This window comes from Comamonas sp. MYb396, from assembly GCF_037479555.1.
Taxonomy (GTDB): domain Bacteria; phylum Pseudomonadota; class Gammaproteobacteria; order Burkholderiales; family Burkholderiaceae_C; genus Comamonas.
In genome coordinates, this window is the sequence record NZ_JBBGYU010000001.1 from 749,822 (window position 1) to 763,808 (window position 13,987).

The following is a 13,987-nucleotide window of genomic DNA, read 5'->3' on the forward strand; positions in this document are numbered from 1 at the left end:
CTACATGCCAGCGGGCTGTGTTTTATCAGCGGTATGGAGCGCTTTATTTCGTCAGGATCAGCTTGCCCAGCTTGGTGGCCTGCAAGGTGTAGACCGAGCCGTTATGCGCTATCTGCACGGTCTTGTGGCCGGCCAGCAGGCTGGCACTGTCCACGCTGCGCACCTGCAGGTTGGCATCGTTCAGCGGCCGGGGCTGCAACGCGATGGTGAGTGGCTCGCCAGCATGGGACTCGGCCTCGCAGGCAGCGGGCGTATCGGCGGCGTCCTGCGGCTGTGGCACCGCTGGGCGGCGGAGTTGCAAGGTACGGCGGGCGCTGGTAGCGGCATGCAAAGTGGTCATGGTGGCGCTCATGGCGGGTTGGAAGGTGGTCAGGCAGATGCAGACAACTGCACGCGAAGGATGGAAGAAACGCAGCGGAACAGTTCAGCACCGCTGCCCATTGGCCCCTACAACGCCGGGGCGTTGGCAGCGCCGCAAACGGCGCGCATGGCGGGATGACGTTCATCCCAAGAGGGGCAAATCACAGGGACCGAGTCTATCATTGAATGAGATTGATTATCATTTAAAGACCATGTTATTGAAGGAGTCTGATGTCCGTTCCGTCTACCTCGGCAAGCACCGCCCGCCCATCCGATGCGACCCCGTCCACCACGCCCATGCGCAGCTTCAGCATGCGGCCGCTGATGTTCGAGAACTTTGTCTGCACCTTGTCGATGATGTCCTTTGTGGCGCTGATCGGCCCCATCGCCCGGCTGCTGGGCCTGGCGCCCTGGCAGGCCGGCATGGCCGTGACCGTGGGCGGCCTGGCCTGGGTGCTGCTGGCCAGGCGCTGGGGGGCGGCCAGTGACCGCTGGGGCCGGCGCCCCATCCTGCTTCGGGGCCTGGGCGGCTTTGTGGTCTGCTATGCCCTCTTGTGCAGCTTTATCGTGTTTGCGCTGCGCAGCCAGCCGCCGGTGTGGCTGGCCTTTGCCGGGCTGGTGCTGCTGCGCGGCATGGCCGGGGGCTTTTATGCCGCCGTGCCTGCCACCGGTGCCGCGTTGGTGGCCGACCATGTGCCCGGCCCGCAGCGCGCTGCTGCCATGGCCACCTTGGGCGCCGCCAGCGGTATCGGCATGGTGGCCGGCCCCGGTGTTACCGGCCTGCTGGCCGCGCACAGCCTGGAGCTGCCGCTGCTGATCACCGCCGTGCTGCCGGCCCTTGCGCTGCTGGTGCTGTGGCGCTGGCTGCCGCGCAGTGAGCAGCATGCCCGCGCGGCCACCGGCCACCTCCAGATCAGCGACCCGCGCCTGCGCCGCCCCATGGCCGTGGCCTTTTGCGCGATGTTCAGCGTGACCATTGCCCAGGTCGTTGTCGGCTTCTTCGCACTGGACCGGCTGCAGCTGGAAGCCAGCGCCGCTGCGCGCGCCGCCGGCATTGCGCTGGCCGTTGTCGGTGTGGGCCTGATCCTTGCGCAACTGGCCGTGCGCAAGCTGGGCTGGACGCCGCAGCGCCTGATCCGCGCCGGCTGCGCCCTGTCTGCGCTGGGCTTTGCATCGCTGCTGCTGGCCAGCACGCCCTGGGCGCTGTGGGCCGGCTACCTTTTAGGCGCTGCCGGCATGGGCTGGGTCTTTCCCTCCGTCATGGCGCTGGCCGCCAATGCCGTGGGCCCGCATGAGCAAGGCGCCACCGCCGGCACCGTTGCCGCAGCCCATGGCCTGGGCATGATCCTGGGCCCCCTGGTGGGCACCCTGGTCTATGACCTGCACCCCGGGGCGCCTTATTTGCTGGTGGCGGTGCTGCTGGTGCTGGTGGCGCTGTGGCCTGCGCGTGGGGCGGTATAAGCGTTGGAGGTGGGGCGGGTGGGTTGAGATCCAGCTGTCTGACATTGAGAGGTTCATCTGCGCTGCCTGGCCGCAGCCAGCTTGGCCTCCAGGCGGGCAATCACCACCTTTGCAGGGATCCCAGCAGCAGTGCTGTTGTGCCGCGTGGCGGCCAATCCCCGCTGCAGCAATCCGGCCTGTGCTTGCCGCAGCTGGATCTCGCGGCGGACAGCGGTCTCGACAAAAGACGCCAGGCTTTCGTTCGGCTCCAAGGCACGCTTCACCTCGTCCAGGAAAGCGGGCTCGACGCAGATGGATGGGATGGTGGCAGTCTTCATAGGTAGATCGTGGAGTGCAAGTGACTGGGTCCTCGGCCATTAAACCTCTGAGTGCGTCTTGTTGGCAGGGGGCGACTACCGCGCGCCAAAGCTGGCTCAAATACCGCCCAAATCCCGCTGCACCGCCTAGCATGGACTACGATAGCGGCACTTTCAGCCACCATCCCCACCTGCCCGTGCAACCCACTGACCGACCGTCCAAAATCCAAGATGTAGCCCGCGCTGCGGGCGTGTCTGCGATGACGGTGTCGCGGGCCATCAACCACCCCGAGCGGCTCAACCCGGAGACCTTGCAGCGCGTGCGCGATGCCATTGCCAGCATGCGCTATGTGCCCAATGCGCTGGCCAGCGGCCTGCGGCTGTCGCGGGCTCGGCTGGTGGCGGCGCTGCTGCCGACCTTGGTGGGGCCCGTGTTCCAGGAGCTGATCCAGTCGCTCGACCATGCGCTCAACCAGCACGGCTACCAGCTGATGATTGGCCGCACCGGCTATGACGCCGCGCAGGAAGCGGACCTGATCCGCGCCATCATCCAGCGCCGGCCCGATGGCATTGTGATGATCGGCATGGCGGCATCCGAGGAAGGCCGGGCGCTGCTGCAGGCCTCGCGCATTCCGGTGGTGGAGACCTGGGATCTGACCGACACGGCGATCGACATGCTGGTGGGCTTTTCGCACAGCGCGATTGGCCAGGCGGTAGCGGCGCATTTCATCGCCAAGGGGCACCGGCAGCTGGGCATGGTCAGCGGCGATGATGCGCGGGCCCGGGTGCGCGTGGCCGCTTATGCGCAGGCGGCGCAAGCTGCCGGCCTGCCCGAGGTGACGGTGGCCTACACGCCGGCGCCCAGCACCCTGGGTGGCGGGCGGCGCGGTCTGGCCGAGATCCTGGCCCAGCGGCCCGAGGTAACCGCCGTTTTCTGCAGCTCCGATACCTTGGCGTTAGGTGCCTTGGTCGAGGCGCAGCACCAGGGCTTGCAGGTGCCGCAGCAGTTGGCCGTTGTCGGCCTGGGCGACCAGGAGTTTGCCAAGGACACCGCCCCGCCCCTCACCACCGTGCGGCTGGATGGCACCCGCATTGGCCAGCTCGCAGCCGACATGATTGTGGCCCGCACCCTGGACCAGCCCATCGATGCGCAGCGTGTCGATATCGGCTTTTCCATCACCCAGCGTAGCAGCGGCTAAACAGCCACCCCCGCAAAACTCCCAGCCCTGCCGCACTGGCAATATCGGGTAATTACTGATTTCTCAGCCAAAGTTAACGTTAACAATACGACAAATTCCAATGTTAACGTTAACTATTCGAAGCGAAGCATCGCTCAGCCAGATTTCAGCAACGCCTTAAAAGCAGGAGACAAACATGAGCACCACCCCAAAACCAGGATGGAAAAAGATAGCGGCCCTCGTCTGCGCCAGCGCTGCGGCCTTGGCCGCCAGCCCCAGTGCCTGGGCCTGGCCGGACAAGCCGGTCACGATCATCGTGCCCTTCCCCGCGGGCGGCGCGACCGACACGGTGGCGCGTGCGATTGGCAACAACCTGGGCCAGCAGTGGGGCCAGACGGTGGTGGTGGAAAACAAGGCAGGAGCCACCGGCAGCATTGGCGCCGCCCAGGTGGCGCGCGCCCCGGCCGATGGCTATACCTTGCTGGTCTCGTCGCTGGCGCCGCTCGTGGTGGCACCCCATCTGATCAAGGGCCTGCCCTATGACCCGACGCGTGATTTCAGCTACATCACGGTGGCGGTACAGACAGCCAATGTGCTGGTGGTCAACCCCAGCCTCGCCCCCAAGGTCAACAACGTGCAGGACGTCATCGCGATGCTCAAGGCCAAGCCCGATACGGTCAGCTTTGCGACATCGGGCGCGGGCTCGTCGGACCACCTGACTGCCGAGCTGTTCTGGCAAAAGACGGGCACCAAGGGCCTGCATGTGCCCTACAAGGGCGGCGCGCCGGCCACCGCTGATTTGCTGGGCAGCCAGGTGGACATGTCCTTCCAGAACGTCAACAGCGTGTTCCCCCACATCAAGTCGGGCAAGCTCAAGGCCATTGCGGTCACGGGCAACAAGCGCTCGGCCGTGCTGCCCGATGTGCCGACAATGGCAGAAGCAGGCATCGATGGCATGGACGTCTATGCCTGGCAAGCCTTTGCCGCCCCCAAGAACCTGCCGGCCGATGTCAAGGCCAAGCTCTACGACGGCATTGCCAAAGCCCTGCATGACCCCGCCGTCAGCAAGCAGTTCACCGACATGGGCCTGGAAGTGGTCGGCAACAGCCCCGAGGTCTTTACCGAGTTCCAGCGCAAGGAGTTTGCGCGTTGGAAGCAGGTCATCACCACGGGCAACATCACCGCACAATAATCACCCAGGGCCTGGCGGCGGGACAGAACCACCCGCTGCCCAGCCTGTTTTTCTTATCTTCTGTACCCCCGCCCACCATGCAAGCCACCACATCCGCGTCGCCCTCTTCCACTCCCCGCATCACCGGCTACCGCGTGGTGCCGGTAGCCGGGCATGACAGCATGCTGCTCAACCTCAGCGGCGCCCATGCGCCGTTCTTCACCCGCAATCTGCTGATCCTGACCGACAGCGCAGGCCGCACGGGGGTGGGCGAGGTGCCCGGTGGCGAGAGCATTCGCAACACCTTGGAAGATGCACGTGCGCTGATCCTGGGCCAGCCGGTGGGCAACTACAACGCCATGCTGAACGCGATGCGCAGCAACTTTGCGGGCCGCGACAGCGCAGGCCGTGGGCTGCAGACCTTTGACCTGCGCACCACCATCCATGCAGTGACGGCGGCAGAATCGGCCCTGCTGGACCTGCTGGGCCAGCACCTGGGCGTGCCAGTCGCTGCGCTGCTGGGCGAAGGCGTGCAGCGCACCTCGGTGCAGATGCTGGGCTACCTCTTCTACGTGGGCGACCGCGCGCTGACCGACCTGCCCTACCAAAGCTTTCCCGACGAGGCCGACGACTGGAAGCGCCTGCGCCATGAAAAAGCGATGGACCCGCAGGCCATCGTGCGCCTGGCAGAAGCGGCCTATGCGCGCTATGGCTTTGAGGATTTCAAGCTCAAGGGCGGCGTGCTGCGCGGTGAGGACGAGGTCGAAGCGATCCGCGCGCTGCACGAGCGCTTTCCGAAAGCCCGCATCACCCTGGACCCCAATGGCGGCTGGTTGCTCAAGGATGCGGTGCGCATCACCCGCGATCTGCACGGCATCCTTGCCTATGCGGAAGACCCTTGCGGCGCCGAAGAAGGCTTCTCCGGCCGCGAAGTGATGGCCGAGTTCCGCCGTGCGACCGGGCTGCCCACGGCGACCAATATGGTCGCCACCGACTGGCGCCAGATGGCCCATTCGCTGTCGCTGCAATCGGTCGATATTCCGCTGGCCGATCCGCACTTCTGGACCCTCTCGGGCTCGGTCCGCGTGGCCCAGCTCTGCCAGGCCTTTGGCCTGACCTGGGGCTCGCATTCGAACAACCATTTCGATGTGTCGCTCGCCATGTTCACCCATGTGGGCGCTGCCGCACCGGGTAAGGTCACGGCCATCGATACGCACTGGATCTGGCAGGACGGCCAGGGCCTCACCAAGCAGCCGCTGCAGATCAAGGGCGGCTATATCGAGCTGCCGCAACAAGGCGGCCTGGGCATCGAGCTGGACATGGATGCTGTCGAGCGCGCCCACCAGCTCTACCTGCAGCACGGCCTGGGCGCCCGCGATGACGCGATCGCCATGCAGTACCTGGTGCCGGGCTGGCGCTTTGACAACAAGCGCCCTTGCATGCTGCGCTAAGCCGCTGCGGCAGTCCCTTGTTCGACGTGCAGCGCGAGGGACGCCGCAACCACATTCGCGCAAGACTCAGGGGTGCCAGTGGCTGGCCCGCACCAGGGTCGCAGACGGCCCGGTATTGCCCGCCAACGCATAGGACAGCTGGTTGGCCGCAGCGATGACGGTCTTGGACATTTCCTCCAGCTTTTGCTGCGGCAGGCGCGAGGCGGGGCCTGACACGCAGACGGAGCCCAGCAGCCGCCAGTGCTTGCCAAACACCGGCGCGGAGATGGTGGCCACGCCCTGCTCGCGCTCGCCAATCGACCAGTGAAAACCGCGCTGGCGGATGGCTTCGTACAAGTCGCCCGGCTCGCCCGAAAACGCCAGAATCACCCGCCCTGGCGAGCCCTTGTCCAGCGGCAGCCCCTCGCCCATGCGCGCATGGTGGCGCAAGGCCTGGGGGCCTTCCACCCGCACCAGGCAGGTGCGCACATGGCCTTCGCGCACATAGAAGGCGGCGCTTTCGCCACTCGCCATCGTCAGCGCGCGCAGCGCCGGCTCCAGCACATTCTGTACATCAAAACCGGCCTGGTAACGCGCGCCCAGCCAGCCCGCTGCCGGGCCCAGGCGCCAATCGCCATCTTCCCGCTGCACCAGGTAGCCCGACTGCGCCAAGGTGCGCGCAATGCGCAGCGCCGTGGTCTTGTGCAGGCCGCAGCGCCGGCTCAGCTCGGCCAGCGGCAAATGGGATTCTCCCAACGCAAACGCATCGATCAATTGCATGGCCCGCAGCACCGCAGTGACGCTGCTGGTCGACGATGCGCCCTCTTCTGGCAGCGCCTCGGCAGGGGCTGCTTCAGGCTCCGGCGGCGGCGCAGCAACAGGCACGGTTTTGGCCTTGGACCGGGGGCTTTTGGGGCGCTGAGAAGGGTTGCTCATCGTGCAATGTGTTTCATTGGTTGAAACGGCATTGTATCCCTTGAAACTTTTTTTTAAAGTGGCGCACCGATTGGCAGCAGACCAAAAGGCCACACCAACAAAACGATACGGAGACAACGTATGACGATCACGACACGAGCGATTTCGATCTCGGCGCGCCTGTGCCGCCTGGCGCTGGGCACGGCGGTACTCGCCGCAGCAGCCACCGGTGCCTACGCCCAAAGCAACTACCCGGCCAAGCCCATCCGTTTGTTTGTGCCCTTTCCCCCCGGCGGCGGCACCGACATGATTGCCCGCGCCGTCGCGCAAAAGATCACCGAGAAAAATGGCTGGAACATCGTCGTGGACAACCGCCCCGGCGCCGGCGGCAACCTGGGCGTGGATGCCGCTGCCAAGGCCGCCCCGGATGGCTACACCCTGGTAATGGGCCAGACCAGCAACCTGGCCATCAACCCGGCGCTGTACAAAAAGCTGCCCTACGACCCGCTCAAGAACCTGACCCCGGTCGCGCTGGTCTCCTCGTCGCCGATCCTGATGGTCAGCGGCTCGGGCACCCCGCTGCATTCGATCGCCGAAGTCTTGAAGGCTGCAAAAGCCAAGCCCGATACCGTCACCGTGGGCTATGCCGGCAATGGCACCGTCGCCCACCTGGCCGTCACCCAGGTTGAGCAGGCCACCGGCGTCAAGCTGCGCCACGTCCCCTACAAGGGCATTGCGCAAGCGATCACCGACCTGTCCGGCGGCCAGATCGACCTCTTTGTCGGATCGATTCCGTCCCTCATCGGCCAGGTGCGCAATGACAAGCTCCAGCCGCTGATGGTCACCTCCAAGCAGCGCTCGGGCGAGTTGCCCTCCACCCCGACGATGGCCGAGTCCGGCAGCAAGGGCTTTGAGGCCATTACCTGGTTTGGCATCCTGGCCCCGGCAGGCACGCCAGAGGCGATCGTGCAAAAGCTCAACAAAGCCATCAATGCCGCGCTGGCCGAGCCCGATGTGGTCGAGAAGCTGCGCTCCGAAGGCGGCGATATCCTGGGCGGCAGCGCGCAAGACTTTGGCAAGCTGATGCATGCCGAAGTGCCCCGCTGGGCCAAGATCGTCAAGGATTCAGGCGCCAGCCTGAACTAAGGCCGCAGCACACCGGCCCGCACCACCGCCCTTTCCAACCGACCCGCTGAGAGACCGCGCCATGCACTGCGCCAGCTTGGCTATGCCCATCCGTTTCTCGGCGGGCAGCACAGCACCCTGCCCTCAACCGCTGGGCGCGCTGCAAAGCGCCGGCTCCGCCAACGGTGTGCAGGCCATCCATCACGGAAAGACCCATGCGGCGCGGAGCGCCAGCCATGCCCCCTTCTTTTTCATCCTTCCCAACGGACCAACACCATGAGCCAACTTCCCGACATCATCCGTGACATCGATCGCGTCAGCGCCGACGTCGTAGCCAAGGCCAGCGGCTTCCAGGCCGCCATTTTGGCCGACGTGGCCGGCCGCCGCGGCACCATGCATGCACGGGTGGCACCCGTCCACCAAAGCATGCAGGTCGCAGGCCCGGCCTTCACCGTCGAAGTGCGCCCCGGCGACAACCTGATGATCCATGCCGCCATTGCGCTGGCCAAGCCCGGCGATGTGCTGGTGATCGATGGCAAGGGCGACCAGACGGCAGCACTGATGGGCACCTTGATGCTGAGCGCCTGCAAGAAGCGGGGCCTGGCAGGGGTGATCGTCGACGGTGCGATCCGCGACAAGCTGGAAATCCTGGAGCTGGACTTCCCGGTGTTCAGCGCCGGCTTCAACCCCGCCGGCCCGACCAAGTTTGTGCCCGGCCGCATCAACCACCCGATCTCGGCCGGTGGCACCACGGTCAACCCGGGTGACCTGGTCGTGGGCGACGCCGATGGCGTGGTCGTGATCGAGCGCGCCAAGGCGCCTGCGATGCTGGCCCTGGCCGACAAGAAAGTGGCCGATGAAGCCGCTCGCATCGACGCCATTGCCCGGGGCGATACGGCATCGAAATGGCTGCCTGCTGCACTGCGTGCGGCCGGCGTGCTCCAGGAAGGAGAATCGCTGTGAACCCCCGCATCATTGTGACTGGCGCCGATCTGGCGCAGCAAGCGCTGGACCTGCTTGGCGGCTACGAAGTCATCTACGCCGGCAAGACGCCGACCGAGGATGACCTGGTGGCGCTGGCCAAGCAGCATGACCCGGTCGCCATCATCGTGCGCTACGGCAAGGTCGGCGCGGCGGTGATGGATGCGGCCCCGTCGCTCAAGGTCATCTCCAAGCACGGCAGCGGCACGGACACCATCGACAAAGTCGCGGCCAAGGCGCGTGGCATCGAGGTCGTGGCCGCCGTGGGCGCCAATGCTGCGGCCGTGGCCGAGCAGGCCTTGGCGCTGCTGCTGGCCTGCGCCAAGTCCGTCGTGGCGCTCGATGCACGCATGCATGCCGGCCACTGGGACAAGGCTACGCACAAGAGCCTGGAGCTGGGTGGCCGCACCATTGGCCTGGTAGGGCTGGGCGCCATCGGCCTGCGCTTTGCCAAGATGGCCGATGCGCTGGGCATGCGCGTCATCGGCTTTGACCCCTTTGCCAAGAACCTGCCGGCCTATGTGCAGAGCGTGGACCTGGACACCCTCTGGCGCGAGGCCGATGCGATCTCGCTGCACTGCCCGCTGACGGAAGAGAACCGGGGCATGCTCAATGCCAGCAGCCTGGCGCAGTGCAAGCGTGGCGTCATCGTCGTCAACACCGCACGCGGTGGGTTGATCGACGAGGCTGCCTTGCTGGCTGCCGTGCGCGCAGGCCAGGTGATGGCTGCGGGCCTGGACAGCTTTGCAGTGGAGCCGATGACCGCCGGCCACCCCTTCCAGCGCGAGCCGCACTTTGTCCTCAGCCCCCACATCGGCGGCGTGACCAGCGATGCCTACGTGAACATGGGCGTGGGCGCGGCCCAGAACCTGCTGGCCGTGCTGGCCAAGGCGCCAGCCACGGCCTGAAGCGCTGGCTGGCGTGCGGGCAAGCCAGCGTTGCTTGCCCTTGCCTAACAACGGGCCGGGCATGCACCCGGCCCCAGCAAACACCAAGAGGCTGCAAGCATGCGGCCCGTTAAGGAACGCCTGAAAGACAGGAGACAAAGATGAAGCAGGTTTTTAACCGCCGCTGGCCGATAGCGCTTGCGGCCCAAGCGCTGGGCAGCATCGCCTTGGCAGCAGGCATGGCAGGCGCGCTGCCCGCCCAGGCGCAGAGCCACTGGCCTGACAAGCCCATCAAGCTCGTTGTGCCCTACCCGCCCGGCGGCAATGCCGACAACACCGCGCGCCTGCTGGCCACCCAGCTGGGCAGCCGGCTGGGCCAGCAAGTGATCGTAGACAACCGCCCCGGCGGCAGCGGCACCATTGGCGCGGCGGCGGTGGCCAAGTCTGCGCCCGATGGCTATACCCTGCTGCTCGATGCCACGGCCTTTACCGTCAACCCCAGCCTGTTTGCCAGACTGCCCTACCAGCCGGCCAAGGATTTTGCGCCGATCTCGCTGATCAACCAGGTGCCTTTGCTGCTGGTGGTGCCGGCCAGCTCGGCACTGCATACGGTGGCCGACCTGAGCCGGGCCGCGCAGGCCGCACCTGGCAAGCTCAGCTATGCCTCGGCCGGCAACGGCGGCGCGCAGCATCTGGCGGCGGAGCTGTACAAGCAAGGCGCCAAGCTGGAGATGACGCATATCCCTTATCGCGGTGGCGCACCGGCGCTGACCGATCTGATCGGCGGCCAGGTGGATGTGATGTTCAGCGCCACCACGGCCAGCGGGCCCTTTGTCAAAGGCGGCAAACTGCGCGCGCTGGCGATCACCTCCGCCCAGCGCAGCGAAGGCTGGGAGCAGTTGCCGACGATGGCCGAATCGGGCCTGGCCGGTTTTGAGGTCAACGAGTGGAATGGCCTGTTCGCCCCGGCAGGCACGCCCCCGCCGGTGCTGCAGCGGCTGGAGGCGGAGACCCGCGCCATCGTGGCCAGCCCCGAGATGCAGAAGCGCTTTGCCGAACTGGGTGTACAAGGCGTAGGCTCCAGCGCGCAGGCATTCTCCAGCTTTGTGCAGGCCGAAACCGCCAAATGGGCCGGCGTGATCCGCGCCAGCGGCATTCGCATGGATTGAGAAAGAGACAAGCACATGTTCAAGAAGAAAAATCTGCCAGCACTGGCGCTGCAAACGCTGGTGGCAGCAGCAGCGCTGGCGGCCAGCGCCAGCTTTGCCCAGGCCCCCGCCTACCCCGCCAAGCCGGTGCGGCTCATCGTAGGCTTTGCAGCCGGCGGCCCCACCGATGTGGTGGCACGCGCCTTTGCGGATTACGCCGGCCGAACCCTGGGCCAGCCTTTTGTCGTCGACAACAAGCCCGGCGCCAACACCATCCTGGCCGCGCAAGCGGTGGCCAGTGCACCGGCCGATGGCTATACCCTGCTGTTTGCCGCCACCAACCACACGATGATTCCGGGCCTCTATAGCGGCCGGGTCAAGTTTGATGCGCTCAAGTCCTTCCAGCCGCTGTGCACGGTCGCAACCAGCCCCACGGTGCTGGTGGTGCAGCCAGGCCTGCCGGTCAAGAGCCTGGCCGATTACATGGCCCGCGCCCGCAAGGAACCCGGCCGCACCACGGCCGGCACCGCTGGCATGGGCAGCTCCGGCCACTTTGCGACCGAAATGTTTGCGCGCGCCAATGGCCTGCAGCTGAACCATGTGCCCTACAAGGGCGCGGCCCCGGTGGTGACCGATCTGATGGGCGGCCAGCTCGACAGCTCGTTTGCCACCCTGGGCTCGGTGCTGCCGCAGATCAAGAGCGGCAAGCTGACCGCGCTGGCTGTTGCCTCGCCCAAGCGCTCGTCGCTGCTGCCCGATGTGCCCACCTTTGCCGAGGCCGGTGGCGGCAAGTACTCGGCCGATGCCTGGTATGGCGTGATGGCGCCCGCTGGCCTGCCCGCCGCGATTGCGCAGCAGCTGGAAAAAGCCGCCCGCGATTTTGCCAACAGCGCCGCCACGGTGGACAAGCTGCACAGCCTGGGCCTCGATGCCGACTCGACCTGCGGCCAGGCCTTTGGCAGCCAGGTCGCGCGCGAGGTGACGACCTATACCCAGATTGCGCGCGACCTGGACCTCAAAGCCGATTGATTCTGGCAACGCATCTGCTATCTATTGACACGAACCATTAGGAGACACCATGCCCCGCTTTATCCAATCCCTGATCGCCGCCTGCGCACTGGCCGCCAGCATCGCGCATGCCGCCTTCCCCGAGCGCCCCATCACCATCGTCGTGCCCTACGCCCCCGGCGGCGCGGCCGATGCCGTGGCCCGCGTGCTGGCCACGCGCATGGGCAGCAAGCTGGGCACCAGCGTGATCGTGGAGAACAAGGCCGGCGCCAGCGGCACCATTGGCGCGAGCTTTGTGGCCAAGGCCAAGGCCGATGGCTACACCATGCTCTACGACGCGACGCCCTACTCGATCAACCCGCACCTGTTTGCCAAGATGCCCTATGCAGCCAACGCGCTGCAGCCCCTGTCGCTGGTGCTGCTGGCGCCCAATGCACTGGTGGTCAAGGCAGAGTCGCCGCTGAAGAATGTGAACGACCTGATCGCCAAGGCCAAGGCCGAACCGGGCAAGATCAACTTTGCATCGGGCGGCAGCGGCACGGTGCAGCGCCTGGCGGCCGAGCTGTTCCGCCAGAAGCTGGGCCTGGACATGGTGCATGTGCCCTACAAGAGCGGTGGCCCGGCGATTGCCGATGTGATGGGCGGGCAGGTGGACTTTATGTTTGCCACCGTGGCTGCCTCCTACCCGCTGGTGAGCGGTGGCAAGCTGCGTGCGCTGGCCGTCTCGTCGCCCCAGCGCTCGGCACGCCTGCCGGAGGTGCCCACGGTGGCCGAGACCGTCATCCCCGGCTACGAAGCCTACGAGTGGAATGGCGTACTGTTGCCCGCTGGTACGCCAGACGCTATCTCCCAGCAACTGCACCAGGCGATTGCCGAGGTGCTCAAGGAGCCTGAAGTGCAGCAGCGCCTGTCGGACCTGGGCGCGCAGCCCGTGGGCTCGACACCGGCAGAGTTCAGCGCCTTTTTGAAAAAGGAAGATGCCAAATGGGGCGAGGTGGTGAAGAAGGGCAATATCAAACTGGACTGATCCCTTCTCGCTGGCCGCCGCTGCTGCAGCGGCCAGCCCCGCGATCCTGAAACGCCCACACTGCGATGACCTTGCCTGATCTCACGACCCCTGTCCCGCATTCGGTCGGCCTGAACCGCCCCACGCGCAGCCTCCCTGCGCTGGCCTGCGACAGCCATATGCATATCTTCGACACGCGCTTTGCGCCGTCGGCACACTGGCCGCGCACGCCACCCCATGCACCCGTGGCAGCCTACCGGCAGCTGCAGCAGCGCCTGGGCACCTCGCGCACGGTGGTGGTCACACCATCCACCTATGGCACCGACAATGCCTGCACCTTGGATGCGCTTGACGAACTGGGTGACAGCGCGCGCGGCGTGGCGGTGGTGGATGCGGCGGTGAGCGATGCCAAGCTGGCGCGCCTCGCGGCGCGGCGCGTGTGCGGGCTGCGCGTGAACTTTGTCTCGCCCCAATCCTGGGGCACGACCACGCCCGAGATGCTGCAGACCCTGGCGCATAAGCTGGCGCGCCACCCGGACTGCGCTGGCTGGCATATCCAGGTGTTTGCCGAGCCGGCGCAGATCATTGAATTGCAGCCGGTGCTGCAGCAGTTGCCGGTCTCTTTGGTGATCGACCATCTGGGCCGCATGGACCCGGCAGAAGGCGCGTCGGCCCAGGCCTATGGCGTGCTGCGCCGTTTGCTCGATGGCGGCCGTTGCTGGGTCAAACTCTCTGGCGCCTATATGCGCTCCCAGGTACATGGCCCCAGCTATGCCGATACCGTGCCGCTGGGCCGCGCCCTGGTGCAGGCCGCGCCCGAGCGTCTGGTGTGGGGCTCTGACTGGCCGCACACCACCGAGCGGCCAGGCACCGTCAACGATACCGACCTGGTCAACCTGCTGCAGGCCTGGTCGGTGAGCGATGCGGTAATGGACCGCATTCTGGTGGACAACCCCGCTAAGCTCTACGGATTCACTTCTCCCTGAACCCTGGCAAGATCCTGCTAACCCGCCAACCGTTT

The 13,987-nt window shown here is 66.1% G+C and carries 14 protein-coding genes; 11 read left to right on the forward strand and 3 right to left on the reverse strand.

Translation table 11 applies throughout. The features are described from left to right. Nucleotides 1-43: 43 nt before the first annotated feature. Nucleotides 44-340 (reverse strand): hemin uptake protein HemP, encoded by a 297-nt coding sequence (locus WH265_RS03480; RefSeq protein WP_232539382.1) that lies wholly within the window; start codon nucleotides 338-340, stop codon nucleotides 44-46. Nucleotides 341-591: 251 nt separating this feature from the next. On the opposite strand from WH265_RS03480, the gene WH265_RS03485 reads away from it, so the two are divergent. Then, nucleotides 592-1,821 (forward strand): MFS transporter, encoded by a 1,230-nt coding sequence (locus WH265_RS03485; protein ID WP_339557332.1) that lies wholly within the window; start codon nucleotides 592-594, stop codon nucleotides 1,819-1,821. Between the two features lie 53 nt (nucleotides 1,822-1,874). Here WH265_RS03485 and WH265_RS03490 read toward each other — a convergent pair whose 3' ends face one another. Further along, nucleotides 1,875-2,138 carry a YlcI/YnfO family protein gene (locus tag WH265_RS03490; RefSeq protein ID WP_339557333.1) on the reverse strand — a complete coding sequence of 88 codons (264 nt, stop codon included), beginning with the start codon at nucleotides 2,136-2,138 and terminating at the stop codon, nucleotides 1,875-1,877. 131 nt (nucleotides 2,139-2,269) lie between these two features. Between WH265_RS03490 and WH265_RS03495 the strand changes: the two genes are divergently transcribed. The 3 genes from WH265_RS03495 to gudD all read left to right on the forward strand — a co-directional run bounded on the left by WH265_RS03495 (nucleotide 2,270) and on the right by gudD (nucleotide 5,917). Then, nucleotides 2,270-3,316, forward strand: a complete 1,047-nt coding sequence (locus tag WH265_RS03495; RefSeq protein WP_339557334.1) for a LacI family DNA-binding transcriptional regulator — start codon at nucleotides 2,270-2,272, stop codon at nucleotides 3,314-3,316. A gap of 175 nt (nucleotides 3,317-3,491) precedes the next feature. Continuing rightward, the gene (locus WH265_RS03500) at nucleotides 3,492-4,487 is read left to right on the forward strand and encodes a Bug family tripartite tricarboxylate transporter substrate binding protein (RefSeq protein WP_339557335.1); all 996 of its coding nucleotides are present in this window, start codon (nucleotides 3,492-3,494) and stop codon (nucleotides 4,485-4,487) included. Nucleotides 4,488-4,564: 77 nt separating this feature from the next. Next, nucleotides 4,565-5,917 carry a glucarate dehydratase gene (gene gudD, locus WH265_RS03505; protein ID WP_339557336.1) on the forward strand — a complete coding sequence of 451 codons (1,353 nt, stop codon included), beginning with the start codon at nucleotides 4,565-4,567 and terminating at the stop codon, nucleotides 5,915-5,917. Nucleotides 5,918-5,983: 66 nt separating this feature from the next. Here gudD and WH265_RS03510 read toward each other — a convergent pair whose 3' ends face one another. After that, nucleotides 5,984-6,832: an IclR family transcriptional regulator gene (locus WH265_RS03510; RefSeq protein ID WP_339557337.1), complete on the reverse strand. Its 849-nt coding sequence runs from the start codon at nucleotides 6,830-6,832 to the stop codon at nucleotides 5,984-5,986. 120 nt (nucleotides 6,833-6,952) lie between these two features. Between WH265_RS03510 and WH265_RS03515 the strand changes: the two genes are divergently transcribed. The 7 genes from WH265_RS03515 (at nucleotide 6,953) to WH265_RS03545 (ending at nucleotide 13,952) form a co-directional block, all read left to right on the forward strand. After that, nucleotides 6,953-7,957, forward strand: coding sequence for a tripartite tricarboxylate transporter substrate binding protein (locus tag WH265_RS03515; protein WP_021026397.1), 1,005 nt, complete (start codon nucleotides 6,953-6,955; stop codon nucleotides 7,955-7,957). Nucleotides 7,958-8,212: 255 nt separating this feature from the next. Further along, nucleotides 8,213-8,899: a diguanylate cyclase gene (locus WH265_RS03520; RefSeq protein ID WP_021026396.1), complete on the forward strand. Its 687-nt coding sequence runs from the start codon at nucleotides 8,213-8,215 to the stop codon at nucleotides 8,897-8,899. Beyond that, the gene (locus tag WH265_RS03525; RefSeq protein ID WP_339557338.1) at nucleotides 8,896-9,825 is read left to right on the forward strand and encodes an NAD(P)-dependent oxidoreductase; all 930 of its coding nucleotides are present in this window, start codon (nucleotides 8,896-8,898) and stop codon (nucleotides 9,823-9,825) included. The genes WH265_RS03520 and WH265_RS03525 overlap by 4 nt, the downstream gene beginning before the upstream one ends. A 140-nt stretch (nucleotides 9,826-9,965) precedes the next feature. Continuing rightward, complete coding sequence (locus WH265_RS03530) at nucleotides 9,966-10,973, forward strand: tripartite tricarboxylate transporter substrate binding protein (protein ID WP_339557339.1); 1,008 nt, start codon at nucleotides 9,966-9,968, stop codon at nucleotides 10,971-10,973. A gap of 15 nt (nucleotides 10,974-10,988) precedes the next feature. Then, nucleotides 10,989-11,981 (forward strand): tripartite tricarboxylate transporter substrate binding protein, encoded by a 993-nt coding sequence (locus tag WH265_RS03535; protein WP_339536810.1) that lies wholly within the window; start codon nucleotides 10,989-10,991, stop codon nucleotides 11,979-11,981. Between the two features lie 49 nt (nucleotides 11,982-12,030). After that, complete coding sequence (locus tag WH265_RS03540; RefSeq protein WP_339536811.1) at nucleotides 12,031-12,987, forward strand: tripartite tricarboxylate transporter substrate binding protein; 957 nt, start codon at nucleotides 12,031-12,033, stop codon at nucleotides 12,985-12,987. 65 nt (nucleotides 12,988-13,052) lie between these two features. After that, nucleotides 13,053-13,952, forward strand: coding sequence for an amidohydrolase family protein (locus WH265_RS03545; RefSeq protein WP_339557340.1), 900 nt, complete (start codon nucleotides 13,053-13,055; stop codon nucleotides 13,950-13,952). Nucleotides 13,953-13,987 lie beyond the last annotated feature (35 nt).

What these genes read in the sequence shown, in the direction of transcription:
- WH265_RS03490 (WP_339557333.1), bottom strand. Translation starts at nt 2,138, where the DNA reads ATGAAGACTGCCACCATCCCATCCATCTGCGTCGAGCCCGCTTTCCTG.
- WH265_RS03540 (WP_339536811.1), top strand. Translation starts at nt 12,031, where the DNA reads ATGCCCCGCTTTATCCAATCCCTGATCGCCGCCTGCGCACTGGCCGCC.
- WH265_RS03500 (WP_339557335.1), top strand. Translation starts at nt 3,492, where the DNA reads ATGAGCACCACCCCAAAACCAGGATGGAAAAAGATAGCGGCCCTCGTC.
- WH265_RS03520 (WP_021026396.1), top strand. Translation starts at nt 8,213, where the DNA reads ATGAGCCAACTTCCCGACATCATCCGTGACATCGATCGCGTCAGCGCC.
- WH265_RS03480 (WP_232539382.1), bottom strand. Translation starts at nt 340, where the DNA reads ATGACCACTTTGCATGCCGCTACCAGCGCCCGCCGTACCTTGCAACTC.
- WH265_RS03485 (WP_339557332.1), top strand. Translation starts at nt 592, where the DNA reads ATGTCCGTTCCGTCTACCTCGGCAAGCACCGCCCGCCCATCCGATGCG.
- WH265_RS03545 (WP_339557340.1), top strand. Translation starts at nt 13,053, where the DNA reads ATGACCTTGCCTGATCTCACGACCCCTGTCCCGCATTCGGTCGGCCTG.
- WH265_RS03530 (WP_339557339.1), top strand. Translation starts at nt 9,966, where the DNA reads ATGAAGCAGGTTTTTAACCGCCGCTGGCCGATAGCGCTTGCGGCCCAA.
- WH265_RS03495 (WP_339557334.1), top strand. Translation starts at nt 2,270, where the DNA reads ATGGACTACGATAGCGGCACTTTCAGCCACCATCCCCACCTGCCCGTG.
- gudD (WP_339557336.1), top strand. Translation starts at nt 4,565, where the DNA reads ATGCAAGCCACCACATCCGCGTCGCCCTCTTCCACTCCCCGCATCACC.
- WH265_RS03515 (WP_021026397.1), top strand. Translation starts at nt 6,953, where the DNA reads ATGACGATCACGACACGAGCGATTTCGATCTCGGCGCGCCTGTGCCGC.
- WH265_RS03535 (WP_339536810.1), top strand. Translation starts at nt 10,989, where the DNA reads ATGTTCAAGAAGAAAAATCTGCCAGCACTGGCGCTGCAAACGCTGGTG.
- WH265_RS03510 (WP_339557337.1), bottom strand. Translation starts at nt 6,832, where the DNA reads ATGAGCAACCCTTCTCAGCGCCCCAAAAGCCCCCGGTCCAAGGCCAAA.